This window comes from Amycolatopsis pretoriensis (assembly GCF_900107925.1).
Taxonomy (GTDB): Bacteria; Actinomycetota; Actinomycetes; order Mycobacteriales; family Pseudonocardiaceae; genus Amycolatopsis; species Amycolatopsis pretoriensis.
In genome coordinates, this window is sequence record NZ_FNUJ01000008.1 from 343,887 (window position 1) to 370,386 (window position 26,500).

The 26,500-nt window shown below is 71.3% G+C and carries 26 protein-coding genes; 12 read left to right on the forward strand and 14 right to left on the reverse strand.

The annotated features are described in order from the left end of the window. Positions 1-25: 25 nt before the first annotated feature. From BLV96_RS35065 to rsmD, 12 genes are all read right to left on the reverse strand, one after another. Positions 26-460 (reverse strand): helix-turn-helix domain-containing protein, encoded by a 435-nt coding sequence (locus tag BLV96_RS35065; protein WP_086674935.1) that lies wholly within the window; start codon positions 458-460, stop codon positions 26-28. Between the two features lie 58 nt (positions 461-518). Further along, positions 519-1,376 carry a bifunctional DNA-formamidopyrimidine glycosylase/DNA-(apurinic or apyrimidinic site) lyase gene (gene mutM / locus BLV96_RS35070; protein ID WP_086674934.1) on the reverse strand — a complete coding sequence of 286 codons (858 nt, stop codon included), beginning with the start codon at positions 1,374-1,376 and terminating at the stop codon, positions 519-521. Positions 1,377-1,406: 30 nt separating this feature from the next. Next, positions 1,407-2,762 (reverse strand): polysaccharide lyase 6 family protein, encoded by a 1,356-nt coding sequence (locus BLV96_RS35075; protein WP_086674933.1) that lies wholly within the window; start codon positions 2,760-2,762, stop codon positions 1,407-1,409. Positions 2,763-2,851: 89 nt separating this feature from the next. Beyond that, positions 2,852-3,601 carry a ribonuclease III gene (rnc, locus tag BLV96_RS35080; protein ID WP_208608402.1) on the reverse strand — a complete coding sequence of 250 codons (750 nt, stop codon included), beginning with the start codon at positions 3,599-3,601 and terminating at the stop codon, positions 2,852-2,854. Positions 3,602-3,614: 13 nt separating this feature from the next. Further along, entirely contained in the window at positions 3,615-3,797 is a 183-nt protein-coding gene (gene rpmF, locus BLV96_RS35085) for a 50S ribosomal protein L32 (protein WP_013223689.1), read from the reverse strand. An 89-nt stretch (positions 3,798-3,886) separates the two neighbouring features. Then, positions 3,887-4,474, reverse strand: a complete 588-nt coding sequence (locus tag BLV96_RS35090) for a YceD family protein (protein ID WP_167379836.1) — start codon at positions 4,472-4,474, stop codon at positions 3,887-3,889. A gap of 212 nt (positions 4,475-4,686) precedes the next feature. Further along, the gene (locus BLV96_RS35095; RefSeq protein WP_086674931.1) at positions 4,687-5,415 is read right to left on the reverse strand and encodes a DivIVA domain-containing protein; all 729 of its coding nucleotides are present in this window, start codon (positions 5,413-5,415) and stop codon (positions 4,687-4,689) included. Between the two features lie 113 nt (positions 5,416-5,528). Continuing rightward, positions 5,529-6,269, reverse strand: coding sequence for a hypothetical protein (locus BLV96_RS35100; protein ID WP_086674930.1), 741 nt, complete (start codon positions 6,267-6,269; stop codon positions 5,529-5,531). Next, positions 6,269-6,781 carry a SigE family RNA polymerase sigma factor gene (locus BLV96_RS35105; protein ID WP_086674929.1) on the reverse strand — a complete coding sequence of 171 codons (513 nt, stop codon included), beginning with the start codon at positions 6,779-6,781 and terminating at the stop codon, positions 6,269-6,271. Before BLV96_RS35105 ends, BLV96_RS35100 begins: the two co-directional genes overlap by 1 nt. 66 nt (positions 6,782-6,847) lie before the next feature. Next, positions 6,848-7,543: a ribonuclease domain-containing protein gene (locus tag BLV96_RS35110; RefSeq protein WP_086674928.1), complete on the reverse strand. Its 696-nt coding sequence runs from the start codon at positions 7,541-7,543 to the stop codon at positions 6,848-6,850. 94 nt (positions 7,544-7,637) lie between these two features. Then, complete coding sequence (gene coaD, locus BLV96_RS35115; RefSeq protein ID WP_086674927.1) at positions 7,638-8,123, reverse strand: pantetheine-phosphate adenylyltransferase; 486 nt, start codon at positions 8,121-8,123, stop codon at positions 7,638-7,640. 43 nt (positions 8,124-8,166) lie between these two features. Continuing rightward, positions 8,167-8,727: a 16S rRNA (guanine(966)-N(2))-methyltransferase RsmD gene (gene rsmD / locus BLV96_RS35120; protein ID WP_086674926.1), complete on the reverse strand. Its 561-nt coding sequence runs from the start codon at positions 8,725-8,727 to the stop codon at positions 8,167-8,169. Between the two features lie 192 nt (positions 8,728-8,919). Here rsmD and BLV96_RS35125 point away from each other — a divergent pair, with 192 nt between their 5' ends. After that, positions 8,920-11,034, forward strand: coding sequence for a HelD family protein (locus BLV96_RS35125; RefSeq protein WP_086674925.1), 2,115 nt, complete (start codon positions 8,920-8,922; stop codon positions 11,032-11,034). Positions 11,035-11,215: 181 nt separating this feature from the next. Here the strand turns inward: BLV96_RS35125 and BLV96_RS35130 are convergent, their stop codons facing one another. Beyond that, the gene (locus tag BLV96_RS35130) at positions 11,216-14,998 is read right to left on the reverse strand and encodes an nSTAND1 domain-containing NTPase (RefSeq protein WP_482746379.1); all 3,783 of its coding nucleotides are present in this window, start codon (positions 14,996-14,998) and stop codon (positions 11,216-11,218) included. An 81-nt stretch (positions 14,999-15,079) separates the two neighbouring features. Then, positions 15,080-15,562, reverse strand: coding sequence for an NUDIX hydrolase (locus BLV96_RS35135; RefSeq protein WP_086674923.1), 483 nt, complete (start codon positions 15,560-15,562; stop codon positions 15,080-15,082). 82 nt (positions 15,563-15,644) lie between these two features. Here BLV96_RS35135 and BLV96_RS35140 point away from each other — a divergent pair, with 82 nt between their 5' ends. The 11 genes from BLV96_RS35140 (at position 15,645) to BLV96_RS35190 (ending at position 26,477) form a co-directional block, all read left to right on the forward strand. Next, positions 15,645-16,637 carry an LLM class flavin-dependent oxidoreductase gene (locus tag BLV96_RS35140; RefSeq protein ID WP_208608403.1) on the forward strand — a complete coding sequence of 331 codons (993 nt, stop codon included), beginning with the start codon at positions 15,645-15,647 and terminating at the stop codon, positions 16,635-16,637. Between the two features lie 558 nt (positions 16,638-17,195). Further along, positions 17,196-17,990, forward strand: a complete 795-nt coding sequence (locus tag BLV96_RS35145) for an MlaE family ABC transporter permease (RefSeq protein WP_086674921.1) — start codon at positions 17,196-17,198, stop codon at positions 17,988-17,990. A 2-nt stretch (positions 17,991-17,992) separates the two neighbouring features. Next, positions 17,993-18,844, forward strand: coding sequence for an MlaE family ABC transporter permease (locus BLV96_RS35150; RefSeq protein WP_086674920.1), 852 nt, complete (start codon positions 17,993-17,995; stop codon positions 18,842-18,844). Then, positions 18,841-20,118: an MCE family protein gene (locus tag BLV96_RS35155; RefSeq protein ID WP_091389968.1), complete on the forward strand. Its 1,278-nt coding sequence runs from the start codon at positions 18,841-18,843 to the stop codon at positions 20,116-20,118. Before BLV96_RS35150 ends, BLV96_RS35155 begins: the two co-directional genes overlap by 4 nt. After that, positions 20,115-21,122 carry an MCE family protein gene (locus BLV96_RS35160; RefSeq protein WP_086676565.1) on the forward strand — a complete coding sequence of 336 codons (1,008 nt, stop codon included), beginning with the start codon at positions 20,115-20,117 and terminating at the stop codon, positions 21,120-21,122. Before BLV96_RS35155 ends, BLV96_RS35160 begins: the two co-directional genes overlap by 4 nt. Next, positions 21,119-22,111, forward strand: a complete 993-nt coding sequence (locus BLV96_RS35165) for an MCE family protein (RefSeq protein WP_086676611.1) — start codon at positions 21,119-21,121, stop codon at positions 22,109-22,111. Before BLV96_RS35160 ends, BLV96_RS35165 begins: the two co-directional genes overlap by 4 nt. Continuing rightward, positions 22,108-23,112 (forward strand): MCE family protein, encoded by a 1,005-nt coding sequence (locus BLV96_RS35170; RefSeq protein ID WP_208608404.1) that lies wholly within the window; start codon positions 22,108-22,110, stop codon positions 23,110-23,112. Before BLV96_RS35165 ends, BLV96_RS35170 begins: the two co-directional genes overlap by 4 nt. After that, on the forward strand, positions 23,109-24,170 hold the full coding sequence (locus tag BLV96_RS35175) for an MCE family protein (RefSeq protein WP_086676567.1): 1,062 nt from the start codon (positions 23,109-23,111) through the stop codon (positions 24,168-24,170). The genes BLV96_RS35170 and BLV96_RS35175 overlap by 4 nt, the downstream gene beginning before the upstream one ends. Continuing rightward, on the forward strand, positions 24,170-25,375 hold the full coding sequence (locus BLV96_RS35180; RefSeq protein WP_086676568.1) for an MCE family protein: 1,206 nt from the start codon (positions 24,170-24,172) through the stop codon (positions 25,373-25,375). The genes BLV96_RS35175 and BLV96_RS35180 overlap by 1 nt, the downstream gene beginning before the upstream one ends. After that, positions 25,360-25,875: a hypothetical protein gene (locus BLV96_RS35185; protein ID WP_244180703.1), complete on the forward strand. Its 516-nt coding sequence runs from the start codon at positions 25,360-25,362 to the stop codon at positions 25,873-25,875. The genes BLV96_RS35180 and BLV96_RS35185 overlap by 16 nt, the downstream gene beginning before the upstream one ends. Beyond that, entirely contained in the window at positions 25,872-26,477 is a 606-nt protein-coding gene (locus BLV96_RS35190; protein WP_086676569.1) for a hypothetical protein, read from the forward strand. The genes BLV96_RS35185 and BLV96_RS35190 overlap by 4 nt, the downstream gene beginning before the upstream one ends. The last annotated feature ends 23 nt before the right edge of the window (positions 26,478-26,500 follow it).

Here is a 26,500-nt window from a genome sequence, read left to right on the forward strand (position 1 = left end):
CTCGTCCGCCGCAACCGCCGTCACCTCAGGCCTCCCTCTTCGGTGTGCCGCGACCCGCCTCCCTTCGGGCGATCGCGTCGATCATGTCGCTGATCGTGTCCAAGCCGTCCGACGACAGCGTCACCGCTCGCAGTGCCAGGTCCCGGACCCCCGCGTCGCGCAACGCTCCCAGGAGCGCCAGCTCCTCCGCGATCTTCGTGCTCTGCTCGTCGTCGAAGAAGTATGCCGGAGGGACTCCGAAGAACTGGGCCAGTGCCTCCAAGTGCCGCTTCGTCGGGTTGTCGCGGCGGCCCGTGCGCAGCTGCCACAAGTACGTCGTCGAGAAGCTCTCCCCCGTTGCCTCGCGGCACGCCTTCGCGACCTCTTCGTTGCTGTACGGCTCCCGATCGGGCCTGCGGACCACGTGGAACAGCCGGTCGATCTTGTCGGCCAGCGTCGACTTTCCGGGCTCCTTGACCACGATGCACTCCCTCAGCTACCAGGCACATTCATCCTAGCTGAAAGCTGAACACCATTTATCAACGCAAGTTGGCGCGCGGCCGGGGTTGACACTTCGGGCACGAGAACGACGACCGGTTCATGAACGGCTCCCGCCGGATCGCCGTGCCGCAGCGGTGACACGGCATCCCCTCCTGGCCGTACGCGTCCAGCGAACGGTCGAAGTAGCCCGACTGCCCGTTGACGTTCACGTACAACGCGTCGAACGACGTGCCGCCCGCGCCCAGGGCCGCGTTCATCACGTCCGAGGCCGCCGACAGCAGCTCGCGCCCCTTCGCCAACGTCAGCTTCTCCGTCGGCCGGGCCCAGTGCAGGCGCGCGCGCCACAGCGCTTCGTCCGCGTAGATGTTGCCGATGCCCGACACCAGCGTCTGGTCCAGCAGCGCCCGCTTGACCTCCGTGCGCCGCGACCGCAACGCGCGCACCGCCGCGTCGAGGTCGAACGCCGGGTCCATCGGGTCGCGCGCGATGTGCGCGATCGTGTCCGGGAGCAGCACGTCGTTCAGGTCGTCCAGTGCGAGGCCGCCGAACGTCCGCTGGTCGACGAACCGCAGCTCCGGGCCGTCGTCGTCGAAGCGCAGCCGCACGCGCAGGTGCTTCTCGTCCGGCGCGTCCTCGGGTTGGACGAGCATCTGCCCGCTCATCCCCAGGTGGGCCAGCAGCGCCTCCTTGTCGGACAGCTCCAGCCACAGGTACTTGCCGCGGCGCCGCGCCGCCTCGACGCGGCTGCCGATCAGCCGCTTCGTGAAGTCCTCCGCGCCCAGCGCGTGCCGGCGGATGGCGCGCGGGTGCAGGACCTCCGCCTCGCGGATGGTCCGGCCCGCGACGTGCGCCTGCAGGCCCAGGCGGACGACTTCGACCTCGGGGAGTTCGGGCATACGACCATTGTGCCCGGCGGGTACGACAATTTACGGCGCGGCCGGTCCGACGTCGGCCTTCGTCAGCGGGACGCGGGTCGTGCCGGACGCGAAGTACTCGTCCGCGCCGACGTCGTATGCACCACTACGCGCCTGCAGGTCGAAGTCCTTCGCCGCGAACGGGTACGACCCCACGCCGGCGTTGATCGCCGGGCTGCCGGAAGCCGGCCGGTACAGCCCCGCGGCGTCCTTGACCAGCTTCGGATCGACGTTCCGCGACGGGATCCCCGCGGTGCCACCGAACGTGATGTTGCCTTCGTACTTGACCGTCGACCCGCTCGGCAGCGTCACGAGCGTCCCCGACGTCCCCTTGACGATGTTGTCCGCGACCACGCAGTCCTTCGGCTTGAAGTCGCCGCCGTCGCCGTCGATCACGCTTTTGGACCCGAGCACCGTGTTGTACGCGACCGTGACGCGGTCCGGGCGGTCGTGCAGCTTGCTCGTCGGCCCGCTGTCGGCTTCGTCACCGGATCCGAACACGATCGCGCGGTCGCCGGAGTTCGCGACGTAGTTGTTCACGATCTTGTGGTCGTTGCCGTGGAAGCGGATCCCCGAGCCGAAGAGGACATTGCCCTCGACGGTGCTGCGGTTGCCGTGGCGCAGCACGATGTAGCCCTTGCTGTCGCGAATGGTGTTGTAGCGCACCACGTTGTCGGACGACTTGACCGAGATCGCCTCGCTGTCGCCGTCCGCCTTCTCGAACAGGTTGTTCTCGATCAGCGCGTTGGCCGTGTACGACTGCCGGTCGCTGAGACCCAGCCGGATCGACTCGCCGCCGTTCGTGCCGCCGAACTGGTGGTTGTAGAAGTAGTTGTGGTGCACGTGGACGTGCTTGGCCATCGCGCCGGACGGCCCGAGGATCTGCAGGAACACGCCCTCGGTGGTGCGGTTCTGGAAGACGTTGCGGTCGACGACGGTGTCGTCGCCGCTGACCGTGACCCAGTTGCCGTCGGTCGTGAGCTGGAAGTCGTTGCGGGTCAAGCGGTTGTCCGGCGCGCCGGCCGGGACGCTCAGCTTCGCGCTGCCCCGGAACTTGAACCCCCGCAGCACGACGTTCGAGACGCCGCTCGCGAAGGCGAACGTCTTCGAGCCGGTGATCGTCGCCTGGCCGGTGTGTTCGGCGGCGACGGTCACCGGCGCGGTGGACGTGCCGGACCGCTTGATCGAGAGCGTCGAGCCCGCGGAGTAGGAGCCGTCGGCGAGCACGATCGTGTCGCCGGGGTTCGCCTTGTCCATCGCGGACTGCAGCGCCGAAAGCGACGTGACGCGGACCTGCGCGGCCGAGGCCACCGGTCCGGGCACGACGACAAGCGCCGCCGCGATCAAGGGGACGAAGAACAGACGCATCCGCCAAACCTCTCAGTCAGGTACGAGCGCGGCGGATCGCCACACGCTACTGAGCGGTTCGGGAAATCGTCAACGGAGGTTCCCGGTGATCAGGACTCCGCGTCGTCCTTCTTTTCGGCCTCGAGTTCGGCGGACAGCGAGCGCCACGCCGTTTCGGCGGCCTTCTGCTCGGCTTCCTTCTTCGTCGAGCCGGTGCCGTGCCCGAGGGGACGGCCCGCGACGAGCACCGTGGCCGTGAACTCCTTGCGGTGGTCCGGTCCGGTGTCTTCGACGCGGTACTCGGGCACGCCGAGGCCGGCCGACGCGGTCAGCTCCTGCAGGCTGGTCTTCCAGTCGAGACCGGCACCGCGCAGCGGCGCTTCGGCGAGCAGGCCGTCGAAGAGGTGGTGCACGAGCTTGCGGGCGATCTCGATGCCGTGCTCGAGGTAGACGGCACCGATGACCGCCTCCAGCCCGTCGGCGAGGATGCTCGCCTTGTCCCGACCGCCGGTGAGCTCTTCGCCCTTGCCCAGCAGCAGGTGCGCCCCGAGCCCGCCCTCGCCGAGCCCGCGGGCGACCCGCGCCAGCGCGTGCATGTTGACGACGCTGGCGCGGAGCTTCGCGAGCTGACCTTCGGGCAGGTCCGGGTGCGTGGTGTAGAGGTGGTCGGTGACGACCAGGCCGAGCACCGCGTCACCGAGGAACTCGAGCCGCTCGTTCGGCGGCAGGCCCCCGTTTTCGTACGCGTACGAACGGTGGGTCAGCGACAGCCGCAGCAGCTCGGGGTCGAGTGTGACCCCGAGCGCTTCGAGCAACGGCGCCGGATCGGCGGGTGGTCCCCCGGGCGTCTTGCCCCCCATGTCGGCTACCCGATCAGGCGGGCTCGACGACCTGGCGACCGTTGTGCTGGCCGCACGACGGGCACGCGATGTGCTGGAGCTTCGGCTGCTTGCAGGCGCGGTTGGAGCAGGGCACCAGCTGCACCGGAGCCGCCTTCCACTGGCTGCGGCGGGAGCGCGTGTTGGATCGCGACATCTTCCGCTTCGGGACGGCCACGAGTAGATCTCCTTAAGACGGTCTGCTCGCGGTCGTGCGAGCGAACTTTCTCACCGGATCGAGCTGGGGCGCTCGTCAGGCTTGCTGCTTCAGCTGGGCCCGGGCTTTTCGCCCGCGTTCTCGTCGAAGCGCTCGACGAGGGCGGCCCACCGAGGGTCTATCTTCTCATGCCCGTGTCCGGGCTCGAGATCGGCCCACTTGACGCCGCACTCCGTGCAGAGCCCGGCGCAGTCTTCGGTGCACAGCGGCGCCAGCGGGAGGGCCAGCACCACGGCGTCGCGGACGGTGGGTTCGAGGTCGATCCGGTCGTCGACCAGCCGGGGGATCTCGTCCTCCTCGGTGGTCTCCTCCGTGGCCGACCCCGGGTAGGCGAACAGCTCCTGGACCTCGACCTCGACCTCTTCGGTCAGGGGGTCGAGGCAGCGGGCGCAGGTGCCCTTCGCCGTGGCCGTCGCGGTGCCGCTGACCAGCACGCCTTCGACGACGGACTCGAGCAGCAGGTCGAGCTCCAGCGCGGAGCCGGCCTCGATGGTGATGACATCGGGGACGCCGAGCGGCGTCTCCACCGGCACGCTGCGCGTGAGGGCGCGGCTGAGACCGGCGTGACGGCCGAGCTCACGGGTGTCGATCACCCACGGGCTGCGGTCGTCGAGCTGGGGGGTCTTGTTCTCGGACATCCAGTCCAGGGTACGCACCGGGTGCCACCCCTTTTGAGCTGGGCGGCACGGAGGCCAGGGGGCCGGCGGCCCCCGCCACTCCCAGGGGGGCGTCCCTGGTCCAGTCTACCGGCGCCGCCCGGCGGAAAGCCGGGAATGGCGCTGCCGCGGCCCGGTTGTCCACAACCGGGCCGGCCTGGGGACAACGCGCCTCAGAGCGGCTGAGAAGCTCGTCACACCTGGTAGTCGTACAGCGTCGGACGCCCGCCCGAGCTCGGCAGGTTCGCCGGCGAGCGCAAGTGGTTGCGCCCCGAGTCCACCGTCCGCAGCGTCGTCGCCAGCAGCTCCGAGAACTCCGCCAGCTTCCCGTCCACGTACGCGTCGCAGTCCGCTCGCTGGCGGTCGGCCTCCGCGTGAGCCTCGTCCACGATCCGGGCCGACTCCGCGTGGGCCGCCTGGACGACCTCCGTCTGCGCGACCAGCCGGCTCTGCTCGGCGCGGCCGTCCTCGATCGCGCGGTCGTACGCGTCGCGGCCGGCCTGGATCATGCGCTCGGACTCCGCGCGGGAGCGGTCCGTGAGGTTCTGGTACTCCGCCTGGCCCGCCGCCACCGTGCGGTCGGCCTGGTCGTGCGCGTCGGCGAGCATCTCCTCGGCGCGGGCGCGCGCGTCGGCCAGGATGCGCTCCGCCTCGTCCGTCGCGTCCGCGATCGTGCGCTCGGCCTCGGCGTTCGCCCCCGCGACCGTCTCCCCCGCCTCCTTGCGGGCGGCGTGGATCAGGTCGTCACGCTTGTCGAGGACGTCCTGGGCGTCGTCGACCTCCGCGGGAAACGCGTCGCGGACGTCGTCGAGGAGTTCGAGCACATCGCCGCGGGGCACCACGCAGCTGGACGTCATCGGGACGCCGCGCGCCTCCTCGACGATGGTGACGAGCTCGTCGAGCGCCTCGAAAACCCGGTACACGGCAACTCCAATCCCCTGTCGCTGGGACCAGTCTGCCCGTTTCCGCGGCCGAACCGGTGAACGCCACCGGCACCGGGCGTGTCCCCGTGGACCACGCCCGGTGGCGGCTCCCCCTACTGGGCGACGAAGCCCGGGTCGGTCACCAACGCGATCAGCTGCCGCTCGTCGATGGCCGTGCCGTCCGCGAAGGGGGCGGCGCCCGGACCGGCGGGAAGGCCCAGCGCGGGCGCGTCGTCGGGATAGACCTTCCCGACGTCGCTGACGTCGACCGCGGTGCCGTCGGTGCGGTAGTGCACGGCGCTCCGCGGGCTGAGCACGACCGTGCTGCCGTCGGGCCGCTTCTCGCAGCGGCTCTCCTGGGGCGCCGCGCACACCTCGGCCGGCGGGACCATGTTCCGCGAGACGGTCAGCTTGCCGATGAGGCCGAGGTTGAGCGAGTGCCCGGCCCCCTCGTGGTCGAGGAAGGACAGTGTCACCGTCAGCTCGTCGGGGTGCAGCTCGCCGCCCATGCTGTAGAAGCCGCCGATGAGGATCTTGCGCGCGCCGGCCAGCACCGTGGGCAGCGCCTCTTTCAGGTGATCGAGCGTTCGCTGCTCGAGGGGATTGCGCGGTGTGGGCTTCACGATGATCACCGGCGGCAGGTAGGTTGCCGCCGGGGGCGCGAGTGGCGGGGGCGACGGCCGCAGCGCGACGACCGCGGCGCCGGCGATCCCCAGCGTCACGACCGCGGTCGCCACGGTCGCGCGGCGGGTGCGCTGCCGCTTCGCCGCCTTCGTCACGACGTCGTCGGGGTCGAACCCCAGCGGTGGTTCGGCGAGCGACACCTCGCGCAGCCGTGTCTCCATGTCGGTCATCACACGCTCCTCTCGGCGGCCTCGAGCCGCGTCAGCTCCGCGCGCAGGGCTTCGAGCCCGCGCGCGGCCTGGCTCCGGACGGTTCCTTCGGAGCAGCGCAGTGCCTTCGAGACTTCGGCGACCGGGAGGTCGGCGCAGTAGCGGAGCACGACGGCGGCGCGCTGCTTCGGCGGAACCCCGGCGAGGGCGCGGAGCAGGTCACCGGAGATGCCGGCGTCGGCCGGATCGTCGGGCCGCGGCTCTTCGGGGACGACGCCGTCGCGACGCTCGTTGCGCCGCCAGGGTCGTCGCCGCTCGTCGAGCCAGCAGCGGAGCAGGACCTGTCTCGCGTAGTTGTCGACGGGCCCCGTCCGGGCGACCTTCGGCCAGACCCGGTAGAGCTTGATGAGCGCGACCTGGACCAGGTCTTCGGCGAGGTGCCAGTCGCCGCACAAGAGGAACGCGGTGCGCCGCAGCGGCAGCGCCCGTTCCCTGGCGAACTCCCGGAATCCCGCTTCGTCCCCAGCCCGCATCGCGCCTCCCCGTCCGTTGTTCCACCGGTACTCACGGACGAGGGGGCGCGGCGCGTTGCACGGGACTCAGGAATTCAGGTCGATCCGCTTGAACGTGACGTAGTGGTCGGGCGTGTAGGCGAGTTCGCCCGCCTTGCCGGAGATCACGCGGTCGTTCGTGCCCACGGTGAAGAGCTTGTAGTAGCCGGGCGCGCAGGCCGGGAGCACGCCTTCGCGGTTCTCGTACGTCGTGCTGCTGGTCGCTCCGCCGCGGACGTTGTCGACCACCGTGCGAGCCGCGGCCGACAGCTGCGAGTAGCCGATCTTGGTCAGGCCCGACAGGTCGCCGCAGGCGTGCGTCTGGCCGCCGCCGGAGATGTCGATGACTTTGAAGGTGGCGTAGTGATCGCCCGTGTAGAAGTACTCGCCGGCCGAGCCCGTCACGATGCGGCGCGTGCCGCGGTTGCTCGAGCCGGGCGTCGGCACCGTGTACTCGTGGTAGTAGCCCGACGCGCACGACGGGAGGATGCCTTCCCGGTTGTCGAAGACGACGCCGTCGTTCTGCGGGTACGGGAACGGGCCTCCCTTCTGGATCAGGTTGTACGTCGTCGTCGCCTCGGCCGGCAGGGCCGACAGCGTCGTGTGGGAGAACCCGGAGAGGTTGCCGCACGCGTTCTGCGCGGCCGTCGTGTTCGTCACCGCCTCGGCGGCGGTGACCCCCATGGAAAACGTGGCCAAGAGCGCGAAAAGGACCGCGACCAGGCGTGATCGGTAGTTGGTCATTTTCGGACCGTAACCCGACCGGATGATCGTCAGAAGACGAGAACGTGAACTGAGGCGGCACGGGCCGCAAGTCCCGACGAAGGTAGGGGGCCGATCAGCGCTCGAGCTTCGGGAACTTCTCCGAGAGGCGCTCGTAGACCACCGGCGGGACCAGGTGCTCGATGTCGCCGCCGAGGGCCGAGACCTCCTTGACCAGCGAGCTGGACACGAACCCGTACGCCGGGTTGTTCGCCATCAGCAGCGTCTCGACGCCGGTCAGCTCGCGGTTCATCTGGGCCATCTGCAGCTCGTAGTCGAAGTCGCTGACCGAGCGCAGGCCCTTGGCGATCGCCGCGATGTCGTTCTCGCGGCAGTAGTCGACCAGCAGGCCCTCCCACGAGTCGACGCGCACGTTGCCGAGCTTCGCCGTGATCTCGCGGAGCATGTCGAGCCGCTCGGAAACCTCGAAGAGGCCCTTCTTGCTCTTGTTCACCCCCACCGCGACGACGACCTCGTCGAACAGCACGCTCGCCCGTTCGATGATGTCGAGGTGGCCGTTGGTGGCCGGGTCGTAGGAACCGGGACAGACCGCACGCCGCATGGCGCGGACGCTACCGTGCCGGACCGGGTTTCCGCCGCGTGGCTCACGCCACAGGCGAGTATTCGGCCCAGAAGACCGCCGTATCGCCGTACTTCTTGTCGCGCGTCGGCTCGAAGCCGGCGGGCCACGCGGGTGCGCCGTCCCGCGCGGCGCGTTCGATCACCACCAGCGCCGACGACCCGAGCCAGCCGCCCGCCGCCAGCGCCGCCAGCACCTTGCCGAGCGCGGCCGCGTCCACGGCGTACGGCGGGTCCGCGAGGACCAGGTCGTACGAAGCCGGCGAGGGCGCCGCGACGACCGCCTCGACCTGCCCGGCGCGGACCGTGCCGCCCAGGCCCAAGGCCGCGACGTTGCCGCGCAGGACGTCGACCGCGCGCCGGTCGGCCTCCACGAACAGGGCGTCCGCCGCACCGCGGGAGAGCGCTTCGAGGCCGAGCGCGCCGGAGCCCGCGTAGAGGTCGAGGACGTGGGCGCCGTCCACCTCACCCGCCGTCTCCAGGGCGTTGAACAGGGCTTCCCGCACGCGTTCCGACGTCGGCCGGGTGCCCTTCGGCGGCACCTTCAGCCGCCGCCCGCCCGCCGTCCCGGCCACGATCCTGGTCACCCCCTGATTGTGCAGTGCCTTGCGGGGCCGCGCCCCGCACCCCGCGCCGGGGGCTCCGCCACCCGGACCCCCGCAAGCACCCGGAGATGACACGCGGCACTGATGGCCGGGACATCGGTGTGCCCGCCGGAGCCAACGCGTAGAGTCGTTCTTCGCCCTCGGAGGCGATCCAGAGCTGTCAAGGAGCCATGCGTGTCGGAACCTCGGGTCAGACGGGCCGAGATCGCCATCGAACAAGCCCACGTCGATCGCGTGTACACCCGTCTGGACGAACTGCGCGCCCAAGCCGAGGCGATGCGCACGAAGGGCTACGAGATCGGCCAGGGCGCGCAGCGCGAGGCGATCTTCGAGCAGGCGTCGATGCTGTTCGAGCGCGACATGATGGTCTACCACGCGAACCAGACGCTGCAGTCGCTCGACGCCGAGTACGAAGGGCTCGTCTTCGGCCGCCTCGACGACCGCGAGGGCGAACGCACCTACGTCGGCCGGCTCGGCATCCGCGACGCGGAGTTCGACAACCTCGTCACGGACTGGCGCGCGCCGGCCGCGGCCGCGTTCTACCAGGCCACGGCCGAGGAACCGATGGACGTCGTGCGGCGGCGCGTGATCCGCTGCTCGGGCCAGAACGTCCTCGACGTCGACGACGACGTCCTGATCGCCGACGCCGTCCCCGAGGACATGCAGATCGTCGGCGAGGGCGCGCTGATGGCCGCGCTGGGGCGCTCGCGCGGCGAGAAGATGCGCGACATCGTCGCGACCATCCAGAAGGAGCAGGACGAGGTCATCCGGGCGCCGTGGCGCGGGGTCACCGAGATCACCGGCGGGCCGGGCACCGGCAAGACCGCCGTCGCGCTGCACCGCGCGGCTTACCTGCTCTACCGCTACCGCCGTCAGCTCGGCGGGGCCGGCGTGCTCGTGATCGGGCCGTCGGGCGTGTTCACCAGCTACATCTCGCGCGTCCTCCCCTCGATGGGTGAGACGAACGTCGAGCTGCGTGCGCTCGGCGAGGTCCTCGACGGCCTGGAGGCGACGCGGCAGGACGCGGCGCCGCTGGCCGCGATCAAGGGGTCGCTGCGGATGCGCAAGATCCTGCTGCGGGCGCTGCGCGACACGCCGCCGGACGCGCCGGAGGAGATGCGGATCGTCTACCGCGGCGAAGTGCTGAAGCTCAACGCGCGCGAGCTGGAGAAGGTGCGCCGCAAGGCCCACACGCAGGGCGCGCCGCCGAACCGGTCGCGGATCCGGGCGGCGGAGCTGCTGCTCGACGCGCTGGCGGCGAAGGCCGAGGAGTACGCGAAGGCCGACGGCAAGCAGCTCGACCGTGCGGAGCTGATCACCGACCTCGGCGAGCGGATCGACTTCCACCGGTTCCTGGTCGTGTGGTGGCCGGTGCTGTACCCGGCGCAGATCCTCAAGTGGCTGGGCGAGGAGAAGCGGCTCGCGTCGGTGTCGAAGGGCGTGCTGAACCGTGCCGAGATTTCGCTGCTGGCGGCGGACCTCGCGGACCGCTCGCGCGGCTGGTCGATCGCGGACGTCGCCCTGCTCGACGAGCTGCGCGTGCTGATCGGGCCGCCGCCGAAGCGCAAGCGGCGCCAGGTGATCGAGGTCGAGCCGGAGCGTTCCGGCGGGGCGCCGACGCGTCCCGAGCACTACGACGAGTACTCCCACGTCGTCGTCGACGAGTCGCAGGACCTGTCGCCGATGCAGTGGCGGATGGTCGGGCGGCGCGGCAAGTACGCGAGCTGGACGGTCGTCGGCGACCCGGTGCAGAGCTCGTGGCCGGACCCGGCGGAGGCGGCTTCCGCGCGTGACCAGGCGTTCGGCGTCAAGACGGCCCGGCGGCGGTTCACGCTGCGGACGAACTACCGGAACTCGGCGGAGATCTTCGACCTGGCGGCCAAGGTGGTGGCGGGGCACGCGGAGGCGGGCGAGCTGCCGGTGGCCGTGCGCAAGACCGGCGTCGAGCCGGAGGTCCGCCCGGTGGAGGCGACCGGCCTGGCGGCCGCGACGCAGGCGGCGGTGAAGGAACTGCTCGGCGGGGTCGAGGGCACGGTCGGCGTCATCACGGCGATGGACCGGGTGCCGGAGGTCGCGGGCTGGGTGTCGGGTCAGGCGGACGAGCGGCTGAAGGTCGTCGGCAGTCTCGATTCGAAGGGCCTGGAGTACGACGCCGTGGTGCTCGTGGAGCCGAACGACTTGATCACGGAGTCGACGACGGGCCGGCGGGTGCTGTACGTGGCGCTGACCCGGGCGACGCAGCAGCTGGTCGTGCTGGCGTCCAACCCCGACTGGATCCCGGCCGGCTGACCCCGGACACGCTGAAGGGCTCCTCCGATGGGCGGGATGCGGGGGCTCCCGCCCATGAAGGAGCCCTTCAGACCCCCGGTGAGTGAACGTCGTGGGACGTCGCCGTCCGAGGGCATGTCTAGTGGACAAACGTTGTTCGGTGTCCGCGCTCGCGCACCGAACAACAACGCCGAACAACTCGTTATCGACAGGGCGGGGCGTAGTCGATGCCCGGCAGGCCCGCCGACCACTCGGCTTCGGTGATGCGGGGCGCCGCGACGGCGCAGATCCGTTCGGCCGCGCGGTCGGGATCGGTTTCGACGAACCGTACAGTGCCGTCCGCGACCGCGCCCGCCAGCGTGTGGCCGTCCGGGGCGAACTGCACCGCGTACACCCGGTCCGCCTCCTCGGGCAGCGCCGCGTACGGCTCCGCGCGAGCGACGTCCCACAGCCGGACCGTGCGGTCGTAGCTGCCGGAGGCCAGCACCTTCCCGTCGCCGCTGAAGGACACCCCCATGACGATGTCGGTGTGTCCCGCGAGGACCGCCGACACCCGCGCGGCCGCGGGGTCCGCGACCGACCACAGGCGCACCACGCGGTCGGCGCCCGCGGTCGCGAGCGTGCGGCCGTCCGGGCTGAACGCGACCGAGAAGATCGTGTCGGTGTGCCCTTCGAGCTTGGCGAGTGACTTCGGGGCCCGGGGCGACGAGACGTCCCACAGCCGCGCGGTGTGGTCCCAGCTGCCGCTGGCCAGCGTCCGGCCGTCGGGGCTGAAGGCGAGCGTGTGGACGTCGTCGTCGTGCCCCGGAAGCTTCGCGATCTCCACGGGGTGCAGGCGGTCGGCGAGGTCCCAGAGCCGGACGGTGTGGCCGTCGCCCGCCGTGGCGAGGAACCGGCCGTCCGGGCTGAACACGACCGCGTCGATGTCGTCGTGCGGCCGGGAGAACACCGTCGGCGGCCCGGGGTGGGCCGGGTCGGTGATGTCCCGCAGCGTCATCGTGTGGTCCCAGCTGCCGGTGGCCAGCGTGCGGCCGTCCGGGCTGATCGCGACGCCGCACACCGCGTCGCCGAAGCCGCCGATCGTGGCGACCGTCCGGGGCGCGCCCGGGTCGGCGAGTTCGTGCAGGCGCACCACCTGGTCGTAGCCGCCGGTCGCGAGCACCCCGCGGCCGAACGCTTCGTGGCACGCCCGTGCCGTGTGGGCGGGCAGCGCCGGGCCGGGCAGGTCCCAGAGCCGGGCGGACTGGTCGTCGCTGGCCGTGGCGAGCGTGCGCCCGTCGCGGCTGAAGACCACCGACCCGACGGCCCCGATGTGACCGGGCAGGGACTGCAGCTCCCGCGGGTGCCGCGGATCGGCCACGTCCCACAGCCGCGCGGTGCGGTCGAAGCCGCTCGTGGCCAGGGTGTGCCCGTCGGGACCGAACGCGACCGACCGGACGATCGCCTTGTGCGCCCCGAGCGACGCCAGCTGCACCGGGGCGGCGGGATCGGTGACGTCCCACAGGCGCGCGGTCTGGTCGGCCGAAGCCGTGGCGAGGGTGTGCCCGTCGAGGCTGAAGGCGACGGAGTGGACGACGTCGGTGTGCCCGGTCGCGACGCCGAGCGAGCGCTTACCGGCGACGTCCCAGAGACGGGCGGTCTGGTCGGCCGACGCGGAGGCGAGCAGCCGGCCGTCCGGGCTGAAGGCGAGGTTGTTGACGTACGACGTGTGCCCGGTCAGCTCCCCTGCCGGCCGCGGGTGCGCCGGATCGGTGGTGTCGTAGAACCGGAGCTTGCCGGCGACGTCGGCGGTGACCAGCAGCGGCGCGACCGGGCTGAAGGCGACCGCGTAGGACTTGCCTTCGTGCTGCTCGACGATCATCCCGGGGCCCGGCCGGGCGGGGTCGCCGACGTCCCAGACCCGGGCGGTGCCGTCGAAGCCGGCGGTGGCGACGGTCCGGCCGTCGGCGCTGAAGGCGACGTTGTTGACGTTGCCGGTGTGGCCGGTCAGCACGCCCAGCGGCACCGGGTGGTGCGGGTCGTGGACGTCCCACAGGCGCGCGGTGCCGTCCCAGCTCGCGGTGGCGAGAACCCGGCCGTCCGGGCGCAGGGCGACGGTGTTGACCCGGCCGGTGTGCCCGGTGACGCGGGTCGAATACGGCGTCGAGAAGACACCGAGCACGCTGCTGCGCGCTTCGGCGCTCGGGTCGAGGCGGTACGCGGCGAGCGCGAGCTGCGCGGCCAGCGCGGGGTTGGTCGCGCGCATCGCCAGCGCCTGCCCGGCGACCTTCTGCGCGAGCGCGCTGTTGCGCTGGTCGGTGGCCGTGCCCTGGGCGTGCACGGCGTACGCGGTGGCCGCGACGGCGACGACCAGCAGCACGGCGAGCAGCGCGACGAGCTGCCGCAGCCGCCGGGTGCGCCGGCGGTCGCGTTCCTTCTCCGCGTGCTCGACGGCGAGGCTGGCGTCGAGGAACCGCCGTTCCCGCTGGGAAAGCGCGGTGTCCTGGCGCGCGGCCCACTCCCGCGCGACGGCCAGCCGGGTGCCGCGGTGGAGCCAGCCGGAGTCCTCGCCGACGCCCTCCCAGGCGTCGGTCGCCTCGGTGAGCTGGCGGTGCACGCGCAGGCCCTCGCGGTCCTCGGTGAGCCACTCGCGCAGCCGCGGCCAGCCGCGGATGAGGGCCTCGTGCGTGATCTCGATGCCGGTGTCGTCGAGGGTGACCAGCCGCGCGGCGGCGAGGCCGTCGAGCACGACGGCGGTGTCCTCGTCGTCGGTGTCGAGCTCGCCGCGGCCGATGCGGCGCTTGGTGTCTTCGGTGCCTTCGCCGAGCGCGGTCATCCGGAGGAAGACCTGCCGGGCCAGCCGCTGCTGGCGCGGCGAAAGGCGCGCGAAAGTGCTTTCCGACGTCTGGGCGATGGCCCGCTCGATGCCACCGGTCGACTCGTACCCGGCCAGGGTCAGCGTGGTGCCGCGCCGGCGTCGCCAGGTTTCGAGGAGCGCGTGGGAGAGCAGTGGCAGCACGCCGGGCCGGCCGGTGGCGTCCGCGACGAGCCGCGAGACGAGCGCGGTCTCGACGCGGTACCCGGCGTCGACGGCGGGCCGCGAGATCGCCTGCCGGAGCTCCTCGGTGGTCATCGGGCCGACGAGGACCTGCGCGTCCTGCATGGCTTCGGCGAGCTCCGCGTGCCGCGCGCAGTGGGTGTAGAAGTCGGTGCGGATGCCGAGCACGACCCGGATCCGGCTGCCGGGCTCGGTGGTCGCGGTGACGAGGGCGTCGAGGAAGCGCGCGCGTTCCCGCTCGTCCTGGCAGAGCGTGAAGACCTCTTCGAACTGGTCGACGACGAGCACGACGTCGGTGTCGTCCGGTTCGGCGAGCTGCCGGGCGGCGAGGCCGAGGTTGCGCGGGTGCGCGGTGAAGTCGTCGAGCAGCGCGCCGGGCGCGAGGCCGAGCGCGGCGGCGAACTTCACCGCGCACTCCTGCAGCGGCCGGGCACCCGGGGTCAGCAGGATGACCGGGCCCTTCACCGACGGCAGCAGGCCGGCCCGCAGCAGCGACGACTTCCCGGAGCCGGACGCGCCGAGAACCGCGAGAAAACGCTGTCCCGAAAGCCGCGCGACGAGCTTTTCGACCAGCCGTTCGCGGCCGAAGAACCGGCTCGCGTCGGCGGAGGTGAATGCGGACAGCCCGACGTACGGCGGCTTTTCCCCGGTTTCGGGCTCAGGCACGGCGGCTTCGTCCGGACGCGCGTCGTCGGCGACGGCGTGCCAGCGCTCTTCCCATTCAGCGGGTACCCCGCCGCAGGCCCGGACGTAGGCCAGCGTCACGGCCAGGCTGGGGAGTTTCCGCCCGCCGGCGGCCTCCGAAAGCGTCCCGGCCGAATAGTGCGCGCGCCGGCCGAGCTCGCGGTACGTGGGATTCCCGGCACTTTCCCGCAACCGCCGGAGATCGGCGGCGAATCCGGTCAGCGGGTCGTCCCCGGGATCCAAGGGTCGCTCGGGACGCGGCACCCCGTCCTCCCTGTTCCGGTTTCCGACCCACGGTATCGGGTCGCGCGCCGGGCCGGGCCCGTTCGGGAAAACCGGCCGCCTTCAGACGACGTCGGCGAGGACCCGCGCGGCGATCTCCGCGTCCAGTGGGCTCATGTCCGCGCCGACGCGCTCGCCGGGCGACCACCAGCGGAAGCCGAGCCCTTCCTCGCTGAGGCTGAGCGCGGGGGCGGCGCCGAGATCGGTGCGGTAGACAGCGAGGAGCTCCTGGCGCGCGGGCCGGGTCAGGGCGAACTCGGCCACCGCCGCGAAAGTCAGCACCACCTCGCAAATGCCGGTCTCCTCGGCCAGTTCGCGGGCCGCCGCCCGGTGGCTGCTCTCCCCGGCCTCCCGCGTGCCGCCGGGCAGCTCCCACTGCTGCCGCCGCCGGTCGAACATCATCAGGACGGCGCCGGCGTGGACGGCCACGACCACCGAAGCGGGCACCGGGACCGCGGCGGCCAGGCGCGTGAGATCGCTTTCGGCGACCCGGCGCACGGCCAGCAGGAGGTTGCCCGCACGGTCGCGGAGGGGAAGCTCGGCCATGCGTCATCTTCACCAGTCCGTGAAGGGCGTCACAACCGAAGAGCCGGGAAGCAATCGCGGCACCGGGGCGTTGACCCCGGTTGTGAGCTCACTGCCTGACGTGCCGCTGTCCGTGCTCGACCTGTCCCCCGTTTCGGAGGGGAACACCGTCGGCGAGACGCTGCGCAACACCCTGGACCTCGCCCGGCACGCGGAACGGCTGGGCTTCACCCGCTACTGGCTGGCCGAGCACCACAACATGCCCGGCATCGCCAGCTCGGCGACGGCCGTGCTGATCGGCCACGTCGCCGGCGCGACCGAGCGGATCCGCGTCGGGTCGGGCGGGATCATGCTGCCCAACCACGCGCCGCTGGTCGTCGCCGAGCAGTTCGGCACCCTGGAGGCGTTCCACCCGGGCCGCATCGACCTCGGCATCGGCCGCGCGCCGGGCACCGACCAGCGGACGGCGCTGGCCCTGCGCGGCCCCGGCGGGCTGTCCGCGGAGAACTTCCCGGAGCACCTGCAGGAGCTGATCGGCTACTTCACCCATTCGGAGGCCCGCGGGGTCAACGCGGTGGTCGCGGAGGGCAACCAGCCGCCGGTGTGGCTGCTGGGTTCGAGCGGCTTCAGCGCCCAGCTGGCCGGCCGGTTGGGGCTGCCGTTCTCCTTCGCCCACCACTTCGCGGCCGAGAACACGATCCCGGCGGTGCAGCTGTACCGCGAGAACTTCCGGCCGGGTGTGCTGGACGAGCCGTACGTGATGCTCGGGGTCTCGGTCGTCGCGGCGGAGACGGACGAGCGCGCGCAGTTCCTGGCCGGGCCGTCCGGGCTGACGTTCCTGAGCCTGCGCCGAGGCCGCCCGATCGCGCTGCCGACCCCGGAGGAGGCGGCCGAGTACCCGTACACGGAGATGGACCGCGCGTTCCTGGCCGACCGCTTCGGCTCGAGCATCATCGGCTCGCCGGAGACGGTCCACAAGGGACTCGAGCAGCTGCTGGCCGACACGGGGGCCGACGAGCTGATGGTCACGACGATGGTCCACGGGCACGCGGACCGGGTGCGCTCCTACGAGCTGCTGGCCGGCCTCAAGTCCTGACGGCCGCTCCGGCGCGAGGCGCCCGGGAGTTGCGGGGCTCCCGGTGACCGCCGACGCCGCGAACGGCGGGCCGCCGGGCACTCTCCTCACGAAGACACCGCCAGGCGAGCGAGCGCACCGAAGGCCCGCGACGCCGGGCGAGCGCCGCGAATGGCCCATTCGGGGCGTCGGAGGTCCCGAATGAGTCATTCGCGGCGGCCCGTCGTCACCGGAGCCAGTGCAGTGGAGGTGCCCTTCGGGGCATCCGGTGTTACAAAGGTGCCCTTCCGTCTCTTCCGACGGTCGGGTCGGTATTTTCTTTTCCACTTTTGACAACAAGATCCGGTCCGTTTGTCAGCGTCGGACAAGAAATGCGCGGTTACCAGCCCGTGACCGCGCGATCCCGCTCAAGTTCTTGTCTCCCAGCAGGGCCGTCGTTAGCGTACCGACCAGTAGGAAACGGCACGGTGTCCCCCGAGACCGTGAATGGCCGACCATTGTTACCCCGTTCGGACCATTTCCCCTTGCTCATCTCGGGTGTATTCGGCGTGCCGCCGGAACCGCTGGGGAGGCACACGAATGGCCGAACGGACGACGACGACGTCGTTCCCCGGGGCCGCCGCGCTGCGGCAGACCGGGCGGCTCTACGGGCTCGGCCTCGACGTCGTCCGGCTGACGTTCCGGCGCCCGTTCCAGCTGCGTGAACTGATCCAGCAGTTCTGGTTCATCGCGAGCGTCTCGATCCTGCCGACCGCCCTGGTCTCCATCCCGTTCGGCGCGGTCATCGCGCTGCACATCGGGTCGCTGACCACGCAGATCGGCGCGCAGTCGTTCACCGGCGCCGCCAGTGTCCTCGCCATCATCCAGCAGGCCAGCCCGATCGTCACCGCGCTGCTCATCGCCGGCGCCGGCGGCAGCGCGATGTGCGCCGATCTCGGGTCGCGCACCATCCGCGAAGAGATCGACGCCATGGAGGTCCTCGGCGTCTCGCCCGTGCAGCGGCTGATCGTGCCGCGGGTGCTCGCCGCGATGGGGGTCGCCGTCTTCCTCAACGGCATGGTCAGCGTCGTCGGCGTGCTCGGCGGCTACTTCTTCAACGTGATCATGCAGCACGGGACGCCCGGCGCGTACCTCGCCAGCTTCTCCGCCCTCGCCCAGCTGCCCGACCTGTGGATCAGCGAGATCAAGGCGGTCATCTTCGGGTTCGTCGCCGGGGTCGTGGCCGCCTACCGCGGGCTGAACCCCAAGGGCGGCCCGAAGGGCGTCGGCGACGCCGTCAACCAGTCCGTGGTCATCACGTTCCTGCTGCTGTTCGTGCTGAACCTGGTGCTCACCACGGTCTACCTGCAGCTCGTTCCGCCGAAGGGGAGCTGACCATGGTGACCACGGACGTCCCGAGAACCACGAGGGTCCGCGAAGCCGTCGACCGCCGCTTCGGCTTCCTCGACGTCCTCGGCGACCAGATCCTCTTCTTCCTCCGCGCGATCGCCTGGATCCCGCGCGCGCTCCGCCGCTACCTGCGCGAGATCGTCCGCCTGCTCGCCGAAGTCAGCTTCGGCTCCGGTGCGCTCGCCGTCATCGGCGGCACGATCGGCGTGATGATCGGGATGACCGTCGCCACCGGGACGGTCGTCGGCCTGCAGGGCTACTCCGCGCTCAACCAGGTCGGGACGTCGGCGTTCGCCGGGTTCGTCTCCGCCTACTTCAACACGCGCGAGATCGCGCCGCTGGTGAGCGGCCTCGCCCTGTCCGCCACCGTCGGCTGCGGCTTCACCGCGCAGCTCGGCGCGATGCGGATCTCCGAGGAGATCGACGCCCTCGAGGTCATGGGCATCCCCAGCGTCCCGTACCTGGTGACGACGCGGGTGATCGCCGGTTTCCTCGCCGTCATCCCGCTCTACGCCATCGGGCTCCTGTCGAGCTACCTCGCCTCGCGGCAGATAACCGTCTGGTTCTTCGGCCAGTCCGCGGGCACCTACGACCACTACTTCCTGCTGTTCCTGCCACCCGGCGACGTGCTGTGGTCGTTCGGGAAGGTCCTCGTGTTCAGCGTCGTCGTGGTGCTGGCCCACTGCTACTACGGCTTCCGCGCGAGCGGCGGCCCGGCCGGCGTCGGCGTGGCGGTCGGCCGCGCGGTGCGCACCGCGATCGTCGCGATCAGCGTCCTCGACTTCTTCCTGTCCCTGGCGATCTGGGGCGCGACGACCACCGTGCAGGTGGCCGGATGAGACGCGAAACCCGCCGCAAGGCCGGGATCCGCACCGCGGGCGTGCTGTTCCTGGTGGTGCTGGGCGTGCTCGTGACGCTCTCGATCAAGGTGTACGACAAGGACTTCGTCAGCGTCGTCCCGGTGACGCTGAAGGCGGACCGCATCGGCAACCAGCTCCAGGCCGGTGGCCAGGTCAAGGCCCGCGGCGTGCTCGTCGGCGAGGTCCGCGAGGTCCGGGCGACGCCGCAGGGCGCCGAGATAGCGCTTGCCCTGGAGCCGGACAAGGTGGACCTGTTGCCCGGCAACGTCTCCGCGTTGCTGGTGCCGAAGACGCTGTTCGGCGAGCGGTACGTGCAACTGTCCATTCCGGACGGTGTCCGCGCACCGCATCTCGTCGCCGGTTCCGTGATCGAGCAGGACCGCTCGGCGAACGCGATCGAGCTGGAGCGCGTCTTCGACAACCTGCTGCCCCTGCTGAAAGCCGTCCAGCCGCAGAAGCTCGCGACGACGCTGACCGCGGTCTCGACGGCGTTGCAGGGACGCGGCGAGCAGATCGGCGAGACGCTCTCCACCGCCGCGGACTACCTGACGAACTTCAACCCGCAGCTGCCGGCGTTCACCAAGGACGTCCAGGACCTCGCGTCGGTTTCCCGGCTCTACGGCGACATCGCCCCCGACCTCCTGGACGCGCTCACCGACTCCGCCGTCACGCTGAACACCGTGCGGGACAAGGCACCCGACCTCGCGACCGTCTACCAGGAAGTGTCCGGTTCGGCCGGTGAGGTCCGGGAGTTCCTGAACCGCAACAAGAACAACATCATCGCCCTCTCCGCCGACAGCCGCTCGGCGCTGGAGGTTGCGGCGCGCTACTCCCCCAGCTTCCCCTGCACCATCAAGGCGATGGACGCGTTGCGCGGGCCGGTCGACGAGGCACTGGGCAAGGGCACGAACCAGCCCGGCATGCACGCCCAGGTCACCGTCAGCCAGGCGCGCGGCAAGTACGTGCCCGGCAAGGACGACCCGATGTACCCGGCCGACGGCGGCGGTCCGCGCTGCTACCCCAGCGGCGTCGTTCCGACGACCGGCACCGCCGCGGTCGCGCCCGGCGCCCCGCAGCACCCCCTGGTGACCGGCACGCGTGACGACCTCGGCGTCGCGAACTCCCCGCAGGAGCGCGAGCTGCTGGCCACGATCCTGGCGCCGCAGCTGGGCGTGCCCACCGGGCAGGTCGCGGACTGGAGCAGCGTGCTGGTCGGCGCGCTCTACCGCGGCACGGAGGTGACGCTCAAGTGAGGAAGTTCGCCGCCCCGCTGATCAAGAGCCTGATCTTCATCCTCGTCACCACGGCCGCGACCGTGCTGCTGGCCGTCTCGATCGCCAACACCGGCGTCGGGCGCACCGACCTCTACGGCGCCACGTTCACCGACGCGACGTCGCTGAACGTCGGTGACGACGTCCGGATCTCCGGCGTCCGGGTCGGCCAGGTCGAGGAGCTGGAGATCGCCGACCACAGCCTGGCGCACGTCAGGTTCTCCCTGGACGAAGGCCGGCAGCTGCCCGCCGACGTCGGCGCGGTCATCAAGTACCGCAACATGGTCGGGCAGCGCTACATCGCGCTCGAACGCGGCGCGGGCGGGAAGGGCACCCTGCCGGTCGGCGGGGAGATCCCGCTGAACCGCACGACGCCGGCGCTGGACCTGACCGACCTCTTCAACGGCTTCAAGCCGCTGTTCCAGGCGCTCTCGCCCACCGACGTCAACCAGCTCTCCGGCGAGATCGTCCAGGTGCTGCAGGGCGAAGGCGGCACGGTCGAGGAGCTGCTCGCCCACACCGGTTCGCTGACTTCGACGCTGGCGAGCCGCGATCAGCTGATCGGCGACGTCATCACCAACCTCAACCACGTGCTCGGCACGGTGAACAGCAAGGGAACCGCGCTGACGACGCTGATCTCGACGCTGCGGGAGCTCGTCTCCGGCCTGGCCGCGGACCGCACCGCGATCGGCGACGCGATCGGCGGCCTCGGCGACCTCTCCACGGCCACCGCGGGCCTGCTCGGCGACGCGCGGACGCCGTTGAAGGACAGCATCACCGGGCTCGACGGCGTCACGAAGAACCTCGCCGACGAGAAGACCCTGTCCGGTCTCGAACAGACGCTGAGCACGCTGCCTGAGAAGCTGAACAGCCTGGGCCGGATCGCCTCCTACGGCTCGTGGATGAACTTCTACCTCTGCAGCTCCACCCTGCAGACCACGCCTCCGCGCGGAACACCCGTCACGGCGGAGAGGTGCGGCTCGTGAAGTCCTTCAAGGAACGCAACCCGCTCACCCTCGGCATCGCCGGGAGCGTCGTGCTCGCCGCCCTGCTGACCGTGACGTTCAACTACGACAACCTGCCGGTCGTCGGCGGCGGCACCACCTACCGCGCCGAGTTTTCGGAAGCGGCCGGGCTGCAGGCCGACGACGAGGTCCGCGTCGCCGGCATCAAGGTCGGCGAGGTGCGCGACGTCGAGCTGGCCGAAGACCACGTGCTCGTCACCTTCCGCGTCAAGAACGCGTGGGTCGGCGACCGGACGTCGGCGGAGATCCGGATCAAGACGCTGCTGGGCCGCAAGTTCCTCGCCCTCAAGCCGACCGGGGACGCCGTGCAGGACCCGGACCAGGCGATTCCACGCACCCGGACGGTCACGCCCTACGACGTCACCGAGGCCTTCAACGGCCTCGCGAACACCGCCGGCGCGATCGACACCACGCAGCTCGCCGACAGCTTCACCGCGATCAGCGACACCTTCCGCAACGCCCCGGCCCACGTGCGCACCGCGCTCGACGGCCTCTCCGCGCTGTCGAAGACCGTGTCCTCCCGCGACGACCAGCTCGCCGACCTGCTGGCCAACGCCAAGAAGATCACCACGACGCTCGCGGACTCCAATGAGGACTTCGAGCAGCTGCTCTCCGACGGCAACCTGCTGCTGGGCGAGCTGGACCGGCGCCGCCAGGCCATCCACGACCTGCTGACCGGCGCGCAGGCGCTGGCCACGCAGCTCTCCGGCCTGGTCGCCGACAACACCGCGGCGCTCAAACCCGCGTTGAGCCAGCTGAACACGGTCACCGACCTGCTGTCGCGCCAGAACGGCAACCTGGACAAGAGCCTGGCCGCCGCCGGCCCGGTCTTCCGGCTGGCGAACAACGCGCTCGGCAACGGGCGCTGGCTCGACGGCTACCTCTGCGGCCTGCTGCCGGAGAACCGCGACCCGTGCACGCCGCCGAAGCAGTTCGGAGCCCCGAAGTGAACGCCACCCGCACCTACCGGTTCCTCGCCGCGGCGGTCGTCACGGCGCTCGTCGTCGTGGCCGCGCTGTGGTGGATCTTCTCCGGCACCGGCCTCGACCGGGCGACCGTGCTGTTCTCCCGCGCGGTCGGCGTGTACAGCGGCTCGGACGTCCGGCTGCTCGGGGTCCGGATCGGCCAGGTCGAGTCGGTGACCCCGCGCGGCGAGCAGGTCGAGGTGACGCTGACCTACGACGGCTCCGCGCCGATCGCCGCCGACACCGACGTCGTCGTCATCGCGCCCAGCGTCGTCGCCGACCGGTACGTCCAGTTCTCCAAGCCCGCGCGCGGCGGCCCTCGGCTCGTGAACAACGCGACCATCGGCGTCGACCGCAGCGCGACCCCGGTCGAGCTGGACGAGCTCTACGCCAGCCTCGACACGCTCACCAAGGCGCTCGGCCCGGACGGCGCGAACAAGAACGGCGCGCTGTCGGACCTGCTCACCACCGGCGCGAACAACCTGCGCGGCAACGGAACCGCGTTCAACGACTCCGTCAAGCAGCTCTCGGAGCTGGCCCGGACACTGGCCGGCAACTCCGGCGACCTGTTCACCACCGTCCGGGAGCTGCAGCGGTTCACGTCCATGCTGGCCGCCAACGACGACCAGGTGAGCAAGGTCAACCAGCAGCTTTCGTCGGTGTCGAGCACGCTGTCGGCCAACCGCGACGAGCTGGCCTCGGCGTTGCGCTCGCTCGGTTCCGCGCTCGGGGACATCCAGGGGTTCCTCAAGGACAACCGGGCGCTCATCAAGTCCAATGTGGACAAGCTGGCGGTGACCACGCAGACGCTCGTCGACCAGCGCGCGTCCCTGGCGGAGTACCTCGAAACCGCGCCGCTGGCCGCCAGCAACCTGGTCCAGACGGTCGACCCCGCCACCGGCGCCCTGCAGACCCGCACCGACCTGCTCGACTACCTGCCGCTGCCGGTGACCGGGTCCGTCTACACGAACGAGGCGGGCCGATGAGACCACTGCGACGCGTCACGGCCTTGGCGGCGGGCTGCTGCCTGGTGCTGACCGCCTGTTCCGGCGAGTTCAAGGGCGTCTACGACCTGCCCCTGCCCGGCGGCGCCGACGTCGGCGACCACCCTTACCACGTCACCGTCCAGTTCGCCGACGTCCTCGACCTGGTGCCGCAGGCCGCGGTCAAGGTCGGCGACGTCCCGGTCGGGCGGGTCCAGACCATCCGGCTCGGCAGCGACGGCTGGACCGCCGAAGCCGTCGTCGAGGTCAACGGCGACGTCGTGCTGCCCGCCGACGCCGTCGCGCGGCTGCGGCAGTCCAGCCTGCTCGGCGAGAAGTTCGTCGAACTGGCGGCACCGGACAAGGAGACGAACGCGAGCGCGCGGCTGGCCGACAACGCCGTGATCCCGGTGTCGCGCACCAACCGCAACCCCGAGTTCGAAGAGGTCTTCGGCGCGCTTTCCCTGCTGCTCAACGGCGGCGGCATCGGGCAGCTGCAGACCATCAACCGCGAGCTGTCCAAGGTGATGACCGGCAACGAGACGCAGATCCGCTCGTTCCTCTCCGGCGTCAACACCCTCGCCACCGACCTCGACGCGCACCGCCAGGACATCACCGCGGCCCTCGAAGGCGTCAACCAGCTCGCGACGACGCTCGCCGACCGCGACAAGCAGGTGTCCGGCGCGCTCACCGACCTGACGCCGGGCCTGCGCACGCTGACCGACCAGCGCACCCAGCTCGTGGCGATGCTGACCTCGCTCGACGACCTCTCCGGCGTCGCCACCGACGTCATCCACAAGAGCAAGGACGACCTGGTCGCGGACCTGCGAGCACTGGCCCCGATCCTGCACCGCCTCGCCGACGCGGGCGCGTCCCTGCCGAAGGCGCTGGAGATCCTGCCGTCCTTCCCGTACACCGACGCGGTCATCCCGGCGATCAAGGGCGACTACCTCAACGTCTACCTGTCGGTCATCCCGGCGCCGGGGATGCCGCTGCCGCCGCCGGGCGAAGGCACCCCGCCGGGCCTGCCCGTCCTGCCGCTGCCTTCGGGAGGCCAGTGATGCTGACCACCCGGGTCCGGATCCAGGTCGTCGCGTTCGTCGTGATCTCACTCGTCACGGTCGCGTTCGTCGGCGCCAACTACGCCGGGATCGACCGGCTCTTCGGCGGCAGCGGGTACACCGTGAAGCTGGAGCTCGCCGAAGGCGGCGGCATCTTCACCAACGGCGAAGTCACCTACCGCGGGGTCGCCGTCGGACGGATCGGCGACCTGCGGCTGACGCCGTCCGGGATGGAGGCCGACCTCGTCATCGACGGCTCGGCCCCGCCGATCCCGTCGAACGCCCAGGCCGTCGTGGCCAACCGGTCCGCGGTCGGCGAGCAGTACGTCGACCTGCAGCCGCGCACGTCCGACGGCCCGTACCTGGCCGGCGGCTCGGTCATCCCGCGCGAGAAGACGACGCTGCCGATGCCGGTCCAGCACCTGCTCGGCGACCTCGACTCGCTGACCGCGTCGGTGCCGACCGGCGACCTGCGCACGGTCGTCGACGAGCTGGACGACGCCCTGCGCGGCACCGGCCCGGACCTGCAGGTGCTGCTCGACACGGCGACGACGTTCACCAAGGACGCGGCCGACAACCTGCCGCAGACCGCCAAGCTGATCGACGACGGCTCCACCGTGCTGCGGACCCAGCTGGACTCCTCGGCCGAGTGGCGCTCGTTCACGAGCAACGCCAAGCTCTTCGCCGCGCAGCTGTCCGCTTCGGACGGTGACCTGCGGCGGCTGATCGCCACCGCGCCGCCCGCCGCGTCCGAGCTGGGGACCCTGCTGCGGGAGACCGACCCGGGCCTGCCGATCCTGCTGGCCAACCTGCTCACCACCGCGCAGGTGGTCCAGGCCCGCACCGGCGACCTGGAGCAGCTGCTGGTCGCGACGCCGAAGCTGGTCGCGGCGACGTCGGCGGCGTTCGACGGGAAGGACGGCAACCTCGGCATGGCGCTGACGTTCTACGACCCCGTCCCGTGCCGCGCCGGCTACGAGGGCACGAAGTTCCGGCCCAGCACCGACACCTCGCCGCTGCCGTTCAACACCGGCGCGTCGTGCACGCTCGAGAAGGGCGACGCGACCTCGGTGCGGGGGTCGCAGAACGTGCCCCACCTGCCGGTGCCCGCGCCGGCGGTGCCCGGCACCGGCCTCCCGCTCTCCGCGCCGGACGGCTTGACGGTGTCCCCGACCCTCGAGGAGATGCTGTGGCTGGGAAAGTGAAGTGGCCGCTGCGGGCCGCGGTGCTCGCCCTCGTCGTCACCGCCGCTTTCGCGGGCTGGTCGGGGTTCACCTGGTACCGCACCGCGCACAGCGCCGAGCTGACCTACGGCGCCGCGCGCGACGAGGCTCTGGCCTCCGGCCGCGAGCTGGTCGCGCGGCTGTGCACCCTCGACTACCACCAGCTCGACCAGGGGCTCGCGCAGTGGCTCGACGCGTCGACCGGCCCGCTGCACGACCGGCTCGCCCACACCGACGACACCACGAAGAAGACGCTCACGCAGGACGCGACGGTGTCGACCGGCAAGGTGCTGGACGCGGCGCTGAGTGAGCTGGACGAGCACGCCGGCACCGCGAAGCTGATCGCGTCGGTGGAGATCACGGCGCAGAAGGAAGGCGTCGCGCCGGCGACCAAGCGCAACCGGTTCGCCGCGGGGCTGACCCGGACCGAGGGCGGCTGGAAGCTCAGCGCGCTCGACGAGCTGCCGGTGGGGGCGAGATGAGCACCGACGCACCGCCCACGACCGAAGAAGAGCCCGACGTGGCGGCCGAAGAAGCCGAAGTGGCAGCCGACGAGGTCGTCGCCGAGGAGCCGCGGCGGCGCCGCCGGTTCCTGCTGCCGCTGCTGGTCGCGGTCTCGGTGCTGCTGGCCGGCGCCGGCGTGACGTTCACAATGCTGACGCGGTCGGCGGCGGACAACCCGGCCGCGGCCAACCACGCCCTGACCGACGTCGGGGCCACCGCGGAGGTCACCTCGGCGGTGACGCTCGCGCTCAACCGGATCTTCTCCTACTCCTACGACCGGACCGACGTCACCGAGCAGGCCGCGAAGGACGTCCTGCGCGGCGACGCCCTTTCCACCTACGACCGGCTGTTCGCGCAGGTGAAGGAAAAAGCACCGGCCCAGAAACTGGTGCTGACCACGCGGGTGACGTCGTCCGCGGTGCAGGAGATCCGCGACGGCCACGCCCGGCTGCTCGTGTTCCTCGACCAATCGGCGACCCGCGCCGACAACAATTCCAGCAGTTCCGCCGCGGCCCAGCTTTCGGTGACCGCGGAACGTGAGGGAAACACCTGGAAAATCACCGGGCTCACCCCTCGCTGACCCCGTATTCCCCACCGTTTCAC

Coding starts and splice junctions, on each gene's coding strand:
- mutM (WP_086674934.1), bottom strand. CDS start 1,376: ATGCCCGAACTCCCCGAGGTCGAAGTCGTCCGCCTGGGCCTGCAGGCG.
- BLV96_RS35075 (WP_086674933.1), bottom strand. CDS start 2,762: ATGCGTCTGTTCTTCGTCCCCTTGATCGCGGCGGCGCTTGTCGTCGTG.
- rnc (WP_208608402.1), bottom strand. CDS start 3,601: ATGGGGGGCAAGACGCCCGGGGGACCACCCGCCGATCCGGCGCCGTTG.
- BLV96_RS35090 (WP_167379836.1), bottom strand. CDS start 4,474: ATGTCCGAGAACAAGACCCCCCAGCTCGACGACCGCAGCCCGTGGGTG.
- BLV96_RS35100 (WP_086674930.1), bottom strand. CDS start 6,269: ATGACCGACATGGAGACACGGCTGCGCGAGGTGTCGCTCGCCGAACCA.
- BLV96_RS35105 (WP_086674929.1), bottom strand. CDS start 6,781: ATGCGGGCTGGGGACGAAGCGGGATTCCGGGAGTTCGCCAGGGAACGG.
- BLV96_RS35110 (WP_086674928.1), bottom strand. CDS start 7,543: ATGACCAACTACCGATCACGCCTGGTCGCGGTCCTTTTCGCGCTCTTG.
- coaD (WP_086674927.1), bottom strand. CDS start 8,123: ATGCGGCGTGCGGTCTGTCCCGGTTCCTACGACCCGGCCACCAACGGC.
- BLV96_RS35135 (WP_086674923.1), bottom strand. CDS start 15,562: ATGGCCGAGCTTCCCCTCCGCGACCGTGCGGGCAACCTCCTGCTGGCC.
- BLV96_RS35145 (WP_086674921.1), top strand. CDS start 17,196: ATGGCCGAACGGACGACGACGACGTCGTTCCCCGGGGCCGCCGCGCTG.
- BLV96_RS35150 (WP_086674920.1), top strand. CDS start 17,993: ATGGTGACCACGGACGTCCCGAGAACCACGAGGGTCCGCGAAGCCGTC.
- BLV96_RS35155 (WP_091389968.1), top strand. CDS start 18,841: ATGAGACGCGAAACCCGCCGCAAGGCCGGGATCCGCACCGCGGGCGTG.
- BLV96_RS35175 (WP_086676567.1), top strand. CDS start 23,109: ATGAGACCACTGCGACGCGTCACGGCCTTGGCGGCGGGCTGCTGCCTG.
- BLV96_RS35180 (WP_086676568.1), top strand. CDS start 24,170: ATGCTGACCACCCGGGTCCGGATCCAGGTCGTCGCGTTCGTCGTGATC.
- BLV96_RS35190 (WP_086676569.1), top strand. CDS start 25,872: ATGAGCACCGACGCACCGCCCACGACCGAAGAAGAGCCCGACGTGGCG.